13 protein-coding genes and 1 pseudogene are annotated in these 18296 nt (G+C 34.8%); 2 read left to right on the top strand and 12 right to left on the bottom strand.

What is annotated here, in order from left to right; all coding sequences use genetic code 11:
- Positions 1–96: 96 nt before the first annotated feature.
- The gene (locus WKH12_RS04580; RefSeq protein WP_434732116.1) at positions 97–2808 is read left to right on the top strand and encodes a hypothetical protein; all 2712 of its coding nucleotides are present in this window, start codon (positions 97–99) and stop codon (positions 2806–2808) included.
- A gap of 240 nt (positions 2809–3048) precedes the next feature.
- Here the strand turns inward: WKH12_RS04580 and tnpC (WKH12_RS04575) are convergent, their stop codons facing one another.
- The 10 genes and pseudogenes from tnpC (WKH12_RS04575) to rseP form a co-directional block, all read right to left on the bottom strand.
- Entirely contained in the window at positions 3049–4404 is a 1356-nt protein-coding gene (gene tnpC, locus WKH12_RS04575) for an IS66 family transposase (protein ID WP_434732082.1), read from the bottom strand.
- 827 nt (positions 4405–5231) lie between these two features.
- Positions 5232–6575: a signal recognition particle protein gene (ffh, locus tag WKH12_RS04570; RefSeq protein ID WP_341822975.1), complete on the bottom strand. Its 1344-nt coding sequence runs from the start codon at positions 6573–6575 to the stop codon at positions 5232–5234.
- Positions 6560–6772: pseudogene (locus WKH12_RS04565) on the bottom strand (proton-conducting transporter membrane subunit); the annotation flags it as partial. The gene ffh and the pseudogene WKH12_RS04565, both read right to left, overlap by 16 nt.
- A gap of 35 nt (positions 6773–6807) precedes the next feature.
- Positions 6808–8163 carry an IS66 family transposase gene (gene tnpC / locus WKH12_RS04560; protein ID WP_434732115.1) on the bottom strand — a complete coding sequence of 452 codons (1356 nt, stop codon included), beginning with the start codon at positions 8161–8163 and terminating at the stop codon, positions 6808–6810.
- A gap of 31 nt (positions 8164–8194) precedes the next feature.
- Positions 8195–9601 (bottom strand): proton-conducting transporter transmembrane domain-containing protein, encoded by a 1407-nt coding sequence (locus tag WKH12_RS04555; protein WP_434732114.1) that lies wholly within the window; start codon positions 9599–9601, stop codon positions 8195–8197.
- 303 nt (positions 9602–9904) lie between these two features.
- Positions 9905–12748, bottom strand: a complete 2844-nt coding sequence (locus WKH12_RS04550; protein ID WP_434732113.1) for an FAD-dependent oxidoreductase — start codon at positions 12746–12748, stop codon at positions 9905–9907.
- Between the two features lie 29 nt (positions 12749–12777).
- Positions 12778–13218 (bottom strand): 3-hydroxyacyl-ACP dehydratase FabZ, encoded by a 441-nt coding sequence (fabZ, locus tag WKH12_RS04545; protein ID WP_253309601.1) that lies wholly within the window; start codon positions 13216–13218, stop codon positions 12778–12780.
- A gap of 4 nt (positions 13219–13222) precedes the next feature.
- Positions 13223–13774 (bottom strand): OmpH/Skp family outer membrane protein, encoded by a 552-nt coding sequence (locus tag WKH12_RS04540; RefSeq protein WP_264731237.1) that lies wholly within the window; start codon positions 13772–13774, stop codon positions 13223–13225.
- Positions 13775–16111, bottom strand: a complete 2337-nt coding sequence (bamA, locus tag WKH12_RS04535) for an outer membrane protein assembly factor BamA (RefSeq protein WP_264731239.1) — start codon at positions 16109–16111, stop codon at positions 13775–13777.
- A gap of 7 nt (positions 16112–16118) precedes the next feature.
- The gene (gene rseP, locus WKH12_RS04530; protein ID WP_264731241.1) at positions 16119–17237 is read right to left on the bottom strand and encodes an RIP metalloprotease RseP; all 1119 of its coding nucleotides are present in this window, start codon (positions 17235–17237) and stop codon (positions 16119–16121) included.
- Positions 17238–17337: 100 nt separating this feature from the next.
- Here rseP and WKH12_RS04525 point away from each other — a divergent pair, with 100 nt between their 5' ends.
- Positions 17338–17616, top strand: a complete 279-nt coding sequence (locus tag WKH12_RS04525) for an FAD assembly factor SdhE (protein WP_182158663.1) — start codon at positions 17338–17340, stop codon at positions 17614–17616.
- Here the strand turns inward: WKH12_RS04525 and WKH12_RS04520 are convergent.
- Positions 17591–17917, bottom strand: coding sequence for a cell division protein ZapA (locus WKH12_RS04520; RefSeq protein ID WP_434732112.1), 327 nt, complete (start codon positions 17915–17917; stop codon positions 17591–17593). The genes WKH12_RS04525 and WKH12_RS04520 overlap by 26 nt on opposite strands.
- A 72-nt stretch (positions 17918–17989) precedes the next feature.
- On the bottom strand, positions 17990–18268 hold the full coding sequence (locus WKH12_RS04515; protein WP_010963035.1) for an HU family DNA-binding protein: 279 nt from the start codon (positions 18266–18268) through the stop codon (positions 17990–17992).
- Positions 18269–18296 lie beyond the last annotated feature (28 nt).

The raw sequence follows: 18296 nt of genomic DNA, 5'->3' as shown, positions 1-18296 counted from the left end.
CAACCTTCCTTAATAAAAATTCAACCAATGCTCGTGATAATTATATTAGCTAGTATTAGCTAGAACTAAAGGCAGAGGGTTATTAGTGAGGGGTATATGAATACTAACAATATACAACAAAAACACATTTATAATGAGCGCGTTCAAGAATTTTTTCCTTTATTTGATGAAATAAAAAAGGAAGACGACCTAATTTATAATGTTAGAGTTGATTTTAACACAGTAAAGTTTTTAACAGAACACGCCGACTGGAATTGGGACAAAGATGAAAACAAAAATAAAGCATGTGGAGTTATTCTTCAGGAATGCGACAAGACAGCTAGACAAGAGCTTGAAGATAAAGCTAAAGAAGAGTTGAATAAATATATTATTAATGCTAATAACATTAATGATGATGTTAAAGATAAAAAAGTTTCAATATACGGTAATCATGCCAGTATTACACTGGAGGATAACAAGAAAGAGTTCAAAATCAGCGAATTTTTAAACAGTGATTTTTGTCAGAAGAATGGAATCTCGGGATTTTCAACGTTGCATAGTGATGGAAAGAGCGGAATGCATGGTTTTGTTGCCGAGGAAGGAGGGAAAAAAATAAGACATTATGTCGTAACCGATGGTTCATATGAGATGACTCTGAAATGGTACGCGAAAGGGGAAGAATGCAAGATCAAAATTAAGATTGATGCTAACGGTGTAGACCTTGTTAAAGGTGATGATTTTTCTCTAGAACGGTTAGAAGCGAATCAAGATGTAAAAATAGGTGGTTTATTCTTGCGTGAAATAAAATTCAGGGAAAAAGGAAAAGTGAATGAGGTGCAACATGACGGAAAAGACAATCAAGCCCTTAACAAATCATCTGAAATCGCAATAAAAAGTAACAGTAGAGATATTGAGCAAGAGGTCAAAAAACCTGTTCAAAAACACCAAGCTACTCATATGAATCGAGAAATTGGGTCTCAGACCCCTTCGCTGCCACCACTTAGAACTACACCTGAAAAAGATGTTTTCAATGAGCAAGGGAGTGGAAGCCAAAAACCAGATGGCTTGCGCGGAAATGAGCAAACACCTAATAATCAGCAAAAAGGTGCAACTTCTGATCCTTCGGACAGTTCTACTTTCACCAAGTCTGTAAGCCACAATCAAGATAATAGGCAAAAAGATGAACGGTATGACAATCCTACATTTGGACATGCTGTACCTGGAAGCCAAAAACCAGATAGAAGTGAGCAAACACCTAATAATCAGCAACAACCTAAAACCCAGCAACAAGAAGGAAATAGCAAAGGCGATCTATTACAAGACATCAGAAATTTCAAGAGAAACAGCTTACGGCGCACTGGTGTTGTTGATGGTAGCGGAGCATCAATGGAAGGAGGCAGGAAAAATGAATCAACGTCTTCTATATTAGAAACATTAAAGGATAAAGTTCCTTACTTGCCTTATTCAAATATACATGAACATGACAGTGATAACCGTGGTGCTAGTGATGCTGAGTGGGAAGAAAGTAAACAGCCACTTTCTGTTCCAAAACCCAATAGCAAAAGTGACTCGGGCTATTCACCTCAAATTCATGCTCAACCTCAAGTAGATCCTGAGCAGCCAAAGAGGAGCTTAGAGAACATTGAACAAAGTGACCAAACTCCACCTGAAAATCTTCTTAAAGAAATCAGAGATAGATCACAGCAAGATAATAGAGGATTAAGGCAAGTTGATCCTACTGATAAACTGTCACAAGATAAAGAAGATGGGTTGCTAAAAGACAGTTCAACAGATGTAAAAACAAACGATTCGGGCTATTCATCTCCAACTCATGCCAATCATGGACAATCTCAAGTAAATCCTGGACAGTTAAAAGCGAGCCTAATGAATGTTGAACAAAGAGATGACACTCTACTTACGGAATTTATCAGTAAGTTGGATAAAGAAACTCAGAAGTTCCCACTAAAACCGGTGGATCAAAAAGGAATTAGTGAACAAACCAAAGAACATTTATTAGCAGCAGGATTGTTAAAAGACAGTTCAACAGATGTAAAAACAAACGATTCGGGCTATTCATCTCCAACTCATGCCAATCATGGACAATCTCAAGTAAATCCTGGACAGTTAAAAGCGAGCCTAATGAATGTTGAACAAAGAGATGACACTCTACTTACGGAATTTACCAGTAAGTTGGATAAAGAAACTCAGAAGTTCCCACTAAAACCGGTGGATCAAAAAGGAATTAGTGAACAAACCAAAGAACATTTATTAGCAGCAGGATTGTTAAAAGACAGTTCAACAGATGTAAAAACAAACGATTCGGGCTATTCATCTCCAACTCATGCCAATCATGGACAATCTCAAGTAAATCCTGGACAGTTAAAAGCGAGCCTAATGAATGTTGAACAAAGAGATGACACTCTACTTACGGAATTTACCAGTAAGTTGGATAAAGAAACTCAGAAGTTCCCACTAAAACCGGTGGATCAAAAAGGAATTAGTGAACAAACCAAAGAACATTTATTAGCAGCAGGATTGTTAAAAGACAGTTCAACAGACATAAAAACAGTGGCAGAACAAGAAAACAATGACACTAATTCAATTGTAGATAAAAATAGTAATCTATATAAATTACTAGAGAAAGATGAAGCACAACTGAAAATTGGAGTAATAGAAGAAGAAAGAAAAGATACTTTAACGGAACACACTGATAGTTATGATCGCAATAGAATTGCATTAGGTAACAGAAATAAAAGGCCACTGGATTGGACTAAACGTATTGCTGAGTCACAACAAGAAAAAGATACCAATAAAGGTATTTCAATATAAATTGAGGTTAGGGAATGTTCAAAAAAGCATACGCGTCAAGTTAAGGCCCAATATAGCACCATTCTGATACAATGTTGAACATTTTTTTTGCATTTTGAATTCTATGGTATTTTGTTTAACATTGAAGCAAGAGTCCAGGCACTGCCTTTGTGTTTGAGGCAAAACCGGCTATAACACTTAACAGACTGCCTTTGCAAACAAATGGTAACCGTTCACGGATTGTGAGAATGAATTAAAGAACTAAGCAGTGACAGCTACTAGATTCTGTAGCTTTTGAAAGGGGTTCTGGCCATTTAGACGTGATGTCAAAAATATCGACAACATTCTTTCCACGAATCTTTCTCCACGTTCTGACCAGGTGAAAAAGCTGTTTTTACGATAAATTACGTACCGTCTAATTTGCCGTTCTGCAAGGTTATTAGTTGTTTCTATCACTTCAGGTTTTCTTAAAAACTTCCACATCATATCCTCAGATCGTAACATCTTAGCGGCCATTCTTGAAGCTTGAGTGCTATTTGCAACCCTCGTCATTTTACGTAAAAAATGTTTTACCCTTTTCCGAATTTTTCCCACCAGTCGATAAAATCTCAAATTATCTATCAAATTTTGTTTTTTTGCCTTATCTACTACAAACACCTTATTGCTGAGCGATTTTAGTGCTTGGCCAATTTTGCTCACTTCAACATTTTTACTATGGGCAAATCTCTCAAAATCTCTTGCCAGATGTGCCCAACATATCTGTCTATTTTCACGATTGAAGTAATTGTATACAGCGTATCTATCGCTCACAACTATACCATCATATTCTGGCAGTAAACTCTTCAACACCTTCTTACCACGAGACTCGCTTACCTTCAGAAGTGTCAACGCTTTGTTTGTTATTACCCAACTCCAGCCTCTCTTTCCTTGATTTCTGTGCCCTGTTTCGTCTATATGCAAATACTCGCTTCCTTGCAACTCTTCCTTCATTTTCTCATATTCAGATGCACACTTCTTCGATACCCTGCGTTCAGTATTTGAGACTAAACCAAGGCTTATATTTAGATTAAAAATACTGCCCAAAATTTGCTGTACCTCTCTTTTTGAGTTAATAAAAAAGCCGCTAAGGCTGCTTATAACTGTTTTAGCATTGGGTCCTAGAAAATCTCTTGCAACACCTTCGGGTAAATTTGCTGTAATTCTTTTATTACATACTCTACAATCTCCTCTTTGCAACCTGTACTCAGTTACAATTGGCTTAATTTCTGGCAACTCTGCCTTCTGATGAATAATTTCATCTTCTAAAGTAATCTTACCTCCACACATACAAATTGTATCAATTGTGCATCTCACTACCTCGTCTGCAGCCATTAATTCACGCTTATGCACCTTATGTCCTGGCTGACCTCCTGGTTTTTTATCACTTTTCTTTTTTGCTTTCTTACGATATATATCTCGTGATGGTGGCAGCGATGAATTTTGCGAATTTAAGCCCAATTTGTCTTCTAATTCAACTATTTTTGCTTTCAAGCTATCATTTTCTCTGATCAGTGCTTTTATTTCTTCCTTGAGATTAGCGTTTTCTGCTACAACCTTTTCTTGCAGCACTGTTGTCATTTACCCATTCCATATTTAGCTTCCTATCTCTTTACACTTTTATACTTACTTTGTAAACCACCTTATCTCCGTGAACGGTTACCAGTATAGTACGCCAATTTGCAGGATTAGAGAGTGAACACTAATTACCACGGGGTTTCTTTTGCCTTTTTTTCTGCTTAGTAAATTTCTTAAACATTTATGACTAAAGGTTAGTTGTATTAAAAAGCAGCTGAGTCGCGGTTATTAAACGTTTAAAACATAAAAAAACGCCAATACTGAAAATAGACAATGACTAGGGCTTCTTTTGCCTTTTTTTTGTTTGGTAAATTTCTTAATGTTTGTAGCTAACATGAACAAACATTTGAGAGTAACTTCCGCTAGTAGGGTGTCATCCCAGTGCCCAGACACTGGGATCCAGCCTTTTCATAATCATCAAAACGTTGTATTTTAACATAAAACGGCTACTTTTATGCTTATCAACTTAATAAAATTCCTGGATCCCAGTGTCAAGCACTGGGATGACAGGGGAAGGAGGCCACTCGGATGACACCCTGACACCCGTCATCCCGCCACGTGTTAGCGGGATCTAGAGATACCGCGGCGGTATGACGGTGTAGATAGTAATTCGTCATCCCACTGCTTGTTAGCGGGATCTCTTGTTAGCGGCTGAGATACCGCGAATGAATCGCGGTATGACATGTTGCTTGGATCAGCTATAGTATTTCTTAAAATTAATAATAAATTTCTTGGCTAGCAAGAAGCTGTAAATTTTTTTGCGAGACCTAAGCCGCTTTTGATATAGCTAAAGGTTTACTGACAATCGTCTCATTCCACTACCTGCTGACTTACTTTCTGCTTAGCATATCCATCAAATCAGATTCTTTGAGTTTACTATGGTCAACTTTACTGAACTTATTTACCACAGAGCTCATTTGATTATACTGCTTAATCAGAAGATTAACTTCAGTTACACTTGTTCCGGACCCCTTAGAAATTCTAAGTCTTCTTTTGCCATTTAAAATATCTGGATTTTGCCTTTCTTTTTCAGTCATTGAGTTTATGATAGCTATATATTTTTTCACTTTATTGTCATCTGGCACACTGCTACTTAGCTTTTTTGTGAATGAACTAGGAATGAATTTCATTATGTTGCTAATACCATCCATTTTACTCAGAGTTTTTAACATTCCCACTAGGTCGTTTAGGTCGAATTTACCCTTTTTTACTTTCTTTTGTAACTTATCAATTTCTTCCTGACCAACAATCTCAGCAGCTTTTTCAACCAATGAGACAACATCACCCATGCTAAGTATCCTTTTTGCAATTCTATCGGGGTAAAAATCATCGAGGTCACTTAATTTTTCACCACAAGCAATAAATTTAATTGGACAATCGGCGATCATTTTCATAGAAAGAGCAGCACCACCACGTGCATCACCATCAACACGGGTAAGAATAATGCCGGTTACACCTATTGCCTCATTGAATGATTTGGCAATGTTGACCGCATCCTGGCCTATCATTGCGTCGGCTACTAAAATAACTTCTGCAGGTGAAGCTATTTCCTTTACGGCTTTCAACTCATTCATCATATTATTGTCAATATGAAGCCTGCCTGCGGTATCTAGTATTAATACATCACAATTATCGTTCTTTGCTGTTGCCAGTGCCCTTTTTGTAATTGCAATAGGCCCCTCATTTATTACTATAGATAAAGTTTGTACGTCTATTTGTTTACCCAGCACCTCAAGTTGTTTCTGGGCAGCCGGCCTATAAATGTCTAAAGAGGCAAGCATCACTTTTTTCTTTTGCTTTTTTAGCTTTAAAGCAAGCTTTCCTGAGGTAGTTGTTTTACCTGCACCTTGTAAGCCCACCATCATAATCACAGCAGGGGGTTTAACTGCTAGATTTAAGTCACTTTTCTCTGATCCGAGAACTGCAACTAAATTATCCTGCACAATTTTAATTATCATTTGTGCTGGAGAAACACTTTTTATGACTTTTTCCCCAATCACTTTATCTTTAATGTCATTGATGAATTTTTTCGCAACTTCAAGTGAAACGTCAGCTTCAATTAAAGCTATACGTATTTCACGCATGGCAAGATTAAAATCATCTTCAGAAATGATTGACTTTCCTCTCAGTTTACTAAATACAGAATTTAAACTTTCAGTTAACGATTTAAACATAATAGCGTTAGTAGAATACTCATTAAAAAGAGAGAAGAAGCTGAAACAAAACTCACTGAGTTATAATCCAGCACTTCTTTAAGTTTAGTAATATTATTAAAGTATAAACCAGCAAGTGAATTAGTCAAGTTTTGCACTATGCTGGCAAACATTTCTCTAGTTTTAGAGACTAACTGATTGAACAGCAAGACAATATGTAACCGTTCACGGATTGTGAGAATGAATTAAAGAACTAAGCAGTGACAGCTACTAGATTCTGTAGCTTTTGAAAGGGGTTCTGGCCATTGAGACGTGATGTCAAAAATATCGACAACATTCTTTCCACGAATCTTTCTCCACGTTCTGACCAGGTGAAAAAGCTGTTTTTACGATAAATTACGTACCGTCTAATTTGCCGTTCTGCAAGGTTATTAGTTGTTTCTATCACTTCAGGTTTTCTTAAAAACTTCCACATCATATCCTCAGATCGTAACATCTTAGCGGCCATTCTTGAAGCTTGAGTGCTATTTGCAACCCTCGTCATTTTACGTAAAAAATGTTTTACCCTTTTCCGAATTTTTCGCACCAGTCGATAAAATCTCAAATTATCTATCAAATTTTGTTTTTTTGCCTTATCTACTACAAACACCTTATTGCTGAGCGATTTTAGTGCTTGGCCAATTTTGCTCACTTCAACATTTTTACTATGGGCAAATCTCTCAAAATCTCTTGCCAGATGTGCCCAACATATCTGTCTATTTTCATGATTGAAGTAATTGTATACAGCGTATCTATCGCTCACAAATATACCATCATATTCTGGCAGTAAACTCTTCAACACCTTCTTACCACGAGACTCGCTTACCTTCAGAAGTGTCAACGCTTTGTTTGTTATTACCCAACTCCAGCCTCTCTTTCCTTGATTTCTGTGCCCTGTTTCGTCTATATGCAAATACTCGCTTCCTTGCAACTCTTCCTTCATTTTCTCATATTCAGATGCACACTTCTTCGATACCCTGCGTTCAGTATTTGAGACTAAACCAAGGCTTATATTTAGATTAAAAATACTGCCCAAAATTTGCTGTACCTCTCTTTTTGAGTTAATAAAAAAGCCGCTAAGGCTGCTTATAACTGTTTTAGCATTGGGTCCTAGAAAATCTCTTGCAACACCTTCGGGTAAATTTGCTGTAATTCTTTTATTACATACTCTACAATGTCCTCTTTGCAACCTGTACTCAGTTACAATTGGCTTAATTTCTGGCAACTCTGCCTTCTGATGAATAATTTCATCTTCTAAAGTAATCTTACCTCCACACATACAAATTGTATCAATTGTGCATCTCACTACCTCGTCTGCAGCCATTAATTCACGCTTATGCACCTTATGTCCTGGCTGACCTCCTGGTTTTTTATCACTTTTCTTTTTTGCTTTCTTACGATATATATCTCGTGATGGTGGCAGCGATGAATTTTGCGAATTTAAGCCCAATTTGTCTTCTAATTCAACTATTTTTGCTTTCAAGCTATCATTTTCTCTGATCAGTGCTTTTATTTCTTCCTTGAGATTAGCGTTTTCTGCTACAACCTTTTCTTGCAGCACTGTTGTCATTTACCCATTCCATATTTAGCTTCCTATCTCTTTACACTTTTATACTTACTTTGTAAACCACCTTATCTCCGTGAACGGTTACGACAATATAGGGTATGAAAGCTCTAAAAGTCCAATCAACATCCATTTTAAAATTTATTCTCGGGTAAAATAACTTGCGTAAAGGAATAAACAATAAAGTGGTACATAATAACAAATTAAATTGCGACAAAATATTTTTTGTGTTGTACACAAAATCGAAAATCGAAGATTTATTGTAAATAGGTAAGTAAGGATTGCCAGTGATTACGCATATAAATGCTAAAATGATCATAGTCATTTTGCCCCCCCTCTCTGCTAACGGTTTTGACTTACTTTTTGCAATAAATAAGTAATAAAGAAACTTTAGCCCCACGCTTAAATGAAGCAGCAAATTTAGAACCTTATATAAATTTTTATACCCTTTTAAGGCAACAGTGTTCATTTCAATTTCAGCTGTGATATATGATTTACTGATAAATCCAGCGGTTCCAGGAAATGCAGCCATTGTAAGTATTGCGATTATAGCACACATGCCTTCCACTGACATCAGTTTACCTACTCCATTAAAACTAATTGTTTTTGTTCGTGAAATAATCGAATTGCTGACCACAAACAATAATGATTGATAAACAAGAGAGAAGATTATATGCAGTATCAAAATTGGTATTGCCTTTTCCGAAGGGCTGAGTAAACCTCCTGCAATAATCAGCAAGCCCATTTGTCCTACAATATTATAGCATAAAAATCTACGAATATTTTGCTCAAGAGAAGCAAATATAATGCTGTAAATTGCAGTGATGGCGCCTACAAGCGCTAATATTTCAGTACAATCTTGCCATAGGTTATAAGTGTGTAAAAGCATCACTAAAAAAGAGACTTTAGTGGTAAATAAAGAGAGATATGTAGTGCCATGTAGCGATGCAGCAGGATATGCATCAACAACCCAAAACGAAAAAGGGAAACAAGCGCAGTTTATCAATAAACCTAAAATTATCAGGTTAGTACTTTGCAGTGCCAATCCTGCTGTTAATATAACTCCAACGAAAAAGTGTACACAAGCGTACCTTATTGCAAGTCCACTATCTCTACAGCCAGCTGCGATAGTAACAAATGCACTGACGGTCATTAATTCACAGAATATTATAACCAATATCATATGTTCAGATAAAACTGCATAAAGTGAACTAATAGTGTAAGCAGCAAAAGATAGCATCTCTGAAAAAGTCAAATTTTGTGCTGGTAGAACAGCTAAAAATGCAACTGATAAAAAAGATATTAGTATGATACGAAAAGATAAATCAAAATCCAGAATTGGGAGAGACCAATTTACTGCAATGCTCAAATTTTCAGGTAATTTTAGAACTATAACTATTAATACAGTCAGTAGAAGTAACAGTGACGATTTATAAAGTTGCACAATAATTTAAGTCAATATGGTTTATGCTATCTCAATATATGAATAAAATCAATTTGCATATTAACCACTAATTAAACTAATTATCATATAATTATATCAGAGTTTAGAGGGTTATAGAGAAACCGGTCAGATTAGGTTTTTAATCTAATCTGACCGATAGCTTTAATAGTGAGGTAAGCTTTAATATAGCATTCTTAATTCACAATGCTACACTCGTGCATAATTTATTTTTAATTTGTGCACGAGCGTTAGTAAATTATTTACTTTTTGAAATAAAATTTGGCATCACTTTAATATCCAGACTTAGTAAACCTCAGTAGGGCTTCCAGTTGGACCCATAAGAATTACTTGTTCACCTTCTTTAAAACATTTACATAAATTAGTGGAACCGCCAGTTTCAAGCACAATAGTGGAAATAATTCCTTTTTTTTTGTCTACTTCAGTGCCGGTTACGGCTATACCTTCCATAGCAAGGTTTGTATTATTGGCTTTTCTGCTATTGGTTTCAAAATTTTGCAACCTAAAGAATTGTCCAGGTTTAAAATTCTTTGCCGCAAGTGGTGCTTTGATCACTATTTCCACAACTTTGTCTGTTAAATATTGAACTTTTATAACCTTTGCAGTGAATTGCTCTTTGATTTTATTGAAAAATTCTTTGTTAGCCAGATCTTCAACGCTTGACCACGCATTTTTTTTCTGGATCTCAGTGTCAGCTACTTGGATGACATCTTTTTTGGTGAAAGTTACTCTTACATTACAACATTCATACAATTGTGCATATGACTCCGAGATTCTAGCTGGAGTGGCAGAAATGAAGCTATTAACTCTATTCAAAAGCTGAGAAATGATAGGGTAACCATTCTTAGCGCTTGCCATAGCTTTCACGACGCTGCCGCTATACGAAGGATGAAGATCACCAAAAAAGCTAATTGTTTTATTGCCTTGCTTATATACTAATATTCTGTCTTTATTCTGCATCTTAGGAGAAAATATTGGATCTATTTCTTTTCCTGATGAATTCAAATGAGTAAAATACCCATTGCTTAATTTAAAATGCTTTTTATCTTCTGTTGCAATAACTGTATTTGGCTCAGTACCTGCTGCTATAAAAATAGAACGTGCTTTCATGCATTTGATTTCGCCGGATTTTGTGTCTATTAGTTTTATTGATTCAGCATGATTATATTTATCCGTCACAACTTCAACTGGCTCTAAGTTTTCAATAAAGTAAATCCCTTCTGACAGTGCATTTTGCACCTCTTCGCTATTTAATCGATAACTTGGCGAATCTTTTAGCTCTTTTCTATATACAACTTTCACTCCCCCCAAACTCTGCATTAACTCTAATATTTTTATTTCTCTACTCTCTTTTTTTGCTAACTTTTGCTTTTCTCGGATCAATTGTGCGTGCGATATAAACTCATTCGCAATTTCGCGCTCTTCCTCTGTCCAATCTTTTTCAACATAGTCTTTTCCATATTTACCAACCAATACCTCGTAACGAAGAAGAAATTTTTCTACTTGAATTGGATAATACGCTAAAGCTTCAGTGGCAGTGTCAATCGCAGTAAGCCCCGCACCTATGACAACTATCGGCATACGAACTTGCAGATTTGCTATAGAATCAAATTTAAGAGCGCCAGTCAGTTGTAACAACATAAGAAAGTCAGATGCCATGCGCACTCCACGAGCTAGCATATTCTTTATTTTTATCATTCGAGGCTTACCTGAGCCAAGCGCCAAGGCGATGTGATCAAAACCTAGATTGAAGCTATCTTTCACGGTAATTGTGCCACCAAAACGAATGCCGCCATAAATTGCAAAATTTTCACGTCTTTCTAGTAATAACCTGATAATTTTTAAGTAATTTTTATCCCACCGAGAAGTAATGCCATATTCTGCCACCCCACCAAACCCACCTGCCGTGCGTTCACTCAATTTTTCGTGTTTGAAATCTTTAATTAGCTGGAAATTATCGATCAAAGGTTCAATCTTTAGTCCATCAATGGCGATAACGTTATGCCCATCATTCAACAAATGATGAGCTAAATTAAAACCAGCAGGACCAAGGCCTACAACTAGAACGTTTTTTCCGGTGTTTTCTCTTGGCAATGAACGCTGAAAATTTAAAGGATTCCAACGGCTGAGCAGAGAATATATTTCAAATCCGTACGGTAAACTAAGCACATCATCCAAAATCCTTGTTTCAATCATTGACACATTCACGGGTTCTTGTTTCTGATATATGCACGAGTTCATGCAGTCATTGCATATTCTGTGCCCAGTAGCCGCACATAATGGGTTATCTATCATCACAATTGCAAGGCTTGCTATGCTGTAGCCTTCGCTTTTCACCAGATTCATTTCTGATATTTTCTGTTCTAGTGGACAGCCATGCAGCTCAACTTTTAGTGGGGACTGTTTAAAAGTATTGTCGTTATTAATTAGCCCCTTTGAGCAGCTGTCCTTATTTTGCTTATGACAGAATATGCAGTAGTGAGCGTTATCTAATGCTTTGTTCAAACTCACCTTTTTGCTTGTTAGATCAAAACCATATCGTCTTTTTACTTCATTTGAATACAGCACTTCAACTTTGTCCACTTCTTTTTTAGAAAATGGCATGAGGTTTTCGTGGTCGATTTTTTTATGAATACTGAATAATATACTCTGTTTATTTTTTACTCTCCACACTGCATATTGTGCCGCAAGTTCTATTTCTTCTTTGTGATTTTCTTTATCTTCAAACCAATGCATCACCTGCTCGGCAAAATTTTTTTCTGTTGTTGGCAAAGTGAGAAAATGACTTAGTTTGTTAGTAATATCTATATTCGCCACATTAATGTATTTCTTCAATGCGTAGCGTTGGACAAATAACCTTTTGCATTTATATATCACAGCAAAGTCATTGTGTTTTTTCTTTAGCTCTTCTATTTCTTTTTCAATGTTGAAAAGTTTTGCAATGAACTCGTCAAATAAATATGAGAGGTCTATTATTAACTGGCTATCACCAATCTGATTTTCCCTTGCTTCAATTAATGAACAAAACAAGCTTTCATCACATGATTTAATATAATTCAAAAATGTCTCATCCAATTTTATTAATCCACTGCAAGTATATAAATTTGAAAATGAGATATTAAGCTGCATTATACAGTATGCACACTGTCTTTTGTATATTACGTATTTTGTAGCATAGCTAAAATCGTTGCTTCTGCAACCTTTTCTTCACCAACACACGCAATACACTCAAATTTACATGCACTTAAACGTGCGTTTTTAACATTAGCTTGCAGAATCAGTGTGTCCCCTGGAGTGACTGGCTTTCTGAATTTTGCATTTTCAATAGACATAAAGTAAATAGCTTTGTTTTCTATTGTACCTTGACTTTCTTTACCAAGAACACATATAGCAGATGCTTGAGCTAGAGATTCAATTATCAAGACTCCTGGCATTATTGGATGACCAGGGAAATGACCAATAAAAAATGGCTCATTAAAAGTCACATTTTTGATTGCTTTTATACTTTTACCAGGATCACACTCTATAACCCTATCTACTAAGAGAAACGGATAAGAATGTGGTAGTATTTTTATAATATCACTGATATTAAATTGCATAAGCCTACTCAATGCCTTTTAAAGCAAATTCAGGTATTTCCTTGTTTATATTGTTTAATACCATATCCGATAAATCAACTTCATCCATAGAGTATAAAACTTGGTTCTTTTTTGAAATAAATAGTACCAAATCTATGTTGTTTTTTTCTGCCGTTTTTTTAGCAACTTCTTTTATCTTGTTAAAAACACTCTCTACTGCATCTCTATAACTTTCTTCTAAATACAACATTTTTTCAGCGTAAGCATCTCTAGCATTTACAGTATGCTTATTAAACTGTTCTGTCTTTTCCTTTTTTGCTTCTTCTGACAAAAGTTCAAATTCTTCTTTTGATGGCTTAAGTTTTTCTAACTCACTTTCAAATTCTTGTTGTAATCTAGAATTCTGCTCCTTTATTTGTTGTTGTATGTTTCGCAGAGCAAGAGATTCATTGATAACTTTATCACTATCAATAATGGCAGCCTTTGTGTTCTGAGGTTGATATCCTGCAAACTTATACCCCACAAATAAGGAAATAATTAAGGCAATAACTGATATAAATAACTGTATATATTTCATTCAAATCCCCGCTTCAATAGAAAATTTAACATTTGGTGATGGTATTATATCATAAGATTCCTTTACTAAAGGAAACCCAAAATCTAATCTAAGTCTACCAAAAGGAGAAGGCATTGAAAAGCCAAAACCTGGTGACACTCTTATAAGCTTACTATCATTATATGGATCTTTATATTTCTCATTTTTATCATCTAAGCCAAAAAGTGTTGCATAGTCAACAAATAATGAGCCTTTGATACCAGCATAGTCATATAGTTTTGGTAGTGGGAAATCTACTTGCTGTGTTAAATTAAAATAAGTTTTGCCTCCCAATGAGCTTTTATTTTTGTCTTCTGCTCTTGGTCCAATGCCGGAAAGGTCAAACCCTCTAATCTCATTACCCCCTTTAAAAAAGTGCTGGCCAATGTTTAGATCTTCATCGGTATAAGAAAAAATATGACCTGCTGCCATCTTAAAGCGTAGTATTATGCTATCGTCAATTTTACTTAATATAGGATGCGTGTAAAAAGACAAGAACTCAGATTTTAGGAAGTTTACATTCCCTCCCAATCCTGAAATATCCTGACTTATACGCAATAAATATCCTTCTTTTGGAGCATAAAGATTATCCAGTTTATTATATGCCAATGTGTATCCTACTGATGAAATCTGATGTTCATCTTTTTGATCTCTTATTATCTGAGAGATATCCTCATCTTTTCCACCCTTATTATCCATGTGTATATGATTATACTTATAAGAATAGTGAAAGGAATTGATGAGATTTTCTGAGATTTTATATGATAATTTTGCTGTTCCTCCCCAGTTACAAGTATCGAAAGTAGTGTTTGGTTTATCTTGTTTTTCATAAAATACACCCATGCCTAGTGACGTATCAGAATCGTTAAAATTATTTTCAACAAACTCTAAATCAGTAGAAAATACGTATTGACTTTTTTCGAGAGCAAAAGAGAGCTCTTTTCCAGTACCAAATAAATTACGGTCTTTGAGGTTAATTTTAATCAATGCTCCACCAGGAAGAGACACACCTCCTCCCAAATACAACGAAGTAGTGTTTTTTTCTTTAACATTTAAGTCAAGATTTACTACATCGTCATTAACTGCGTAACTATTTACTTTCACTGTTTCAAAAAAATCACTACTAATTAGTTTTTTACGTGATTTTTGAATCTCAGATATATTGTATGCATCACCTTCTGCTACACTTAGCTTACTTCTGATCACTTTATCTAAAGTGCGATCGTTACCATCAATTGTAATTTGATTTATATAAATCTTTTTACCCGGCAGCACTCTGTAGGTCACATCTACAACATTGTCACGTTGTGCATACTCTGGATTAACTTTTGCAAATATATATCCTTTCTCATTTAAATACTTGTTTATTTTTTCTACTGTATTATTAATTTTAACTCTATTAAATATCTTATCGTTTTCCTCTGTTATAAAGTCCAATATTTCTTCTTTTAGGCTTAAATCCTGAATTTCAGTTTCAATATTAACCTCATTATTTCCAAACAAATATTGCTGTCCTTCGTCAATCAAAAAAGTCAATTCTATCTGATTGTTATTATCAATCTCAACAATCGGTTGAATATTATTTTGAATATATCCCTTAGACGAATAAAAACGATCGAGCAATTCTGTGTTAATCAATAAATATTGTGGTGAATAACGAGTTCCGCCCTTAAACATGGCTCTAAATAACTTACTAAATATGTCATTACTATGCACTTTAATAGCTTGCTCTAGCTCGTTTTCAGAAAAGTTTTTGTTACCTATAAATCTTATATCCTTAATTTTAGAGGTTTTACCTTCTTTTATTTTAAAAATTAGATTGACCCTATTACTATCAAGCTTATTCAGCTCATATGCAACGTTAACACCAACCTTACCGTTATTTCTATAAGTAGTGATTAAATTCATTAAATCGTTTTGCAATTTTGTTTCAGTGAAAATAGTTAGCGATTTTGATTGAATTACATTATTTAGCAGCTCTTTGCTGTTAAATAATTTATTACCCTTTAATATTATCTTGTTAATTAGTGGATTTTCTTGAATTTTTACTACTAAATTTTTTTTATCATCGATATAAGCGTTAACACTAGCAAACAACTTTGTTTTATATAAACCTTTTATAATCGAATCTATATCATCGTCGTCTACATAGCTACCAGGTTCTAACTTTATATAAAACCCTATTGTTTGATTGCTTACTCGCTCATTGCCAATGCATTTGATATCTTTTATCTGTACTTTTTCCTTATTTTCTAAAGCAACAAGTAGAGCGGGAAAGGAGATAAAAATTACTATTAGTATGTAAAATAGCTTTTTCATATTTATTTTAAAAAAGACTCCTAATATCATTCGAAATTGCAATTGCCATCAGCAAGAACAAAATGAAAGCACCAAAGGTAGCCTCATATTTTTGATATTTCAAACTTAAATCTCTACGTATAACTGCTTCTATAATATAACGAAATAAATGCCCACCATCCAGTAGCGAAATTGGTAGCAAGTTAATCGCAGCTAAATTAGCTGAAATAATTGCCATGAGATACACAACCATAATAAATCCTTTTTTGGCTGATTGCCCTGAATATTTTGCAATTTTTATTGGTCCACCTATTTCACTTGCACTTCTCTTACCAACGATAATTTGAAAGATAGCTTTGATCGTTAAGCACATAGTGTGGTAAGTTTCACTTACTGATAAGCTCACAGCCCCAAGAAAAGATGACTGCTTTAATGTATTGACTGAAATAATCCCTATAGTTTCTCTTTCTATTATGTTGCCAAAAACATCTCTACTCTCAATTGTCAATGGAGTCAGGCTAGTTCTACGCTCCTCATTATTTCTGCTATATTTAATTTCCATTCTCGTCTTGGGGTTCGACATTATCACACGTGAAATATCTTCAAAGTATTTTATTTTATGTTCATTGATTTGTGTAATAGTGTCACCTGGTAATAGGCCAGCTTGTTTGGCTGCACTTCCTTCAATTACATCCCTAATCACCGGTGGAGTGCGGTAATAACCTGCCGTGCTAAAAAATATTGTAAAAGCTATAACAGCAAGTATCATATTTGCAAAAGGTCCTGCAAAAACCACTGCTGCTTTTTTATACCGCGGTTTTGTATGAAATGAATACAACTTTTCTTCTTCAGTTAATTCTTTTTGATCAGCTGGGACACTCGCTGCATTAGTATCCCCTAACATTTTAACATAACCACCCAATGGAACAGCGCTTAGTTTCCATCTAGTTCCAGACTTATCGTTAAAACCAAAAATTTCAGGACCAAAACCTATAGAAAAAGATTCAACTTTAACTTTGCATGCTTTGGCAACAACATAATGCCCATATTCATGCACAAACACTATAACAGAAATGATTAAGGCAAATGACAAAAAACAATATATTCCATCGCTAAATTGATGAATAAGATTAGAAATTAATTCCACCTGTATATTTAGATCTTAAACAAATGTTAAGTATATTAAAACGCGCCTCGCTTGACAAGTATTTAGTTTAACTTTTAAATTAAAAAAAAGTTTAATTGTAATGACAGATACCTCACTACTCAGAAGAAAATTGATGTATAGAAGCTGGCATAGGGGTTGCAAAGAAACCGATATACTTTTAGGGCATTTCGCATTGAAATATCTTGATAAATTTTCCTTGAGCGAACTAATCGAATACGAAAAAATAGTTGATCTTGATGATTACGAATTATATTGTTACATAACTCGTAAGACAAACCTCCCTCCTGGCTTAAATAGTCAGATAGTCAATTTAATTGCTTGCTTTATTGAAGCTAATCCTTTATGCACTCAAGATTAGTGATAATCTTATTTATCTTATCTAGTACCTCAATATATTCTATTCTTTTCTCGTTTCTATACTTTTCGCGCTCTTGATTTGCTTCATCCAACCGCTTTGTTAATTCTAAAATTTTATCCTCAAGAATTAGCGCTGCAAGTAAGAAATTTAATGCATCCGAACCCTTACCTCCAGTTTTTTGAGATACAGAACCAACTAGCTTGTCAAAACTATTAGCAAGACGTAATAAATGGCTCTTTTTCCCACTTTCGCAAGATATTTTGTATGTGTTATTACGTATAACTATTTCTACTACTTGCATATGGTGCTAAAAATTTCTATCGTACAGTATAAACTCAAACCCCTACTTTCATCTTATTTATGGTATAAATTTTTATTCATTTATCAAATCAGATAATTTTTTACTGCTACGAAAATATGTTTTAAAGTATTGATTCTTTGTAAACTTCTGTAACATTAAATGGCTTGTTTCTTTCAAGTTATAACTTCTAACTGAAAAAGAACCAAACCCCCTAATTTCAACTCTATTATGATGCTTCAATGTGCTTGAAAGTATCCCAAAAAATCTATCAACTATAGCTGCTATAACAATCTTATCTAAAAAAGGATGTCTTTTTGCTACCCTCGCTATTATATCAGACTTTGTTGCCATTTATATGAAGCCAAAATAAGTAAACCTT

It is taken from the genome of Wolbachia endosymbiont of Zygogramma bicolorata, from assembly GCF_051130665.1.
In the GTDB taxonomy this organism is placed as follows: Bacteria; Pseudomonadota; Alphaproteobacteria; order Rickettsiales; family Anaplasmataceae; genus Wolbachia.
This window is presented reverse-complemented; position numbering and strand designations above follow the sequence as displayed.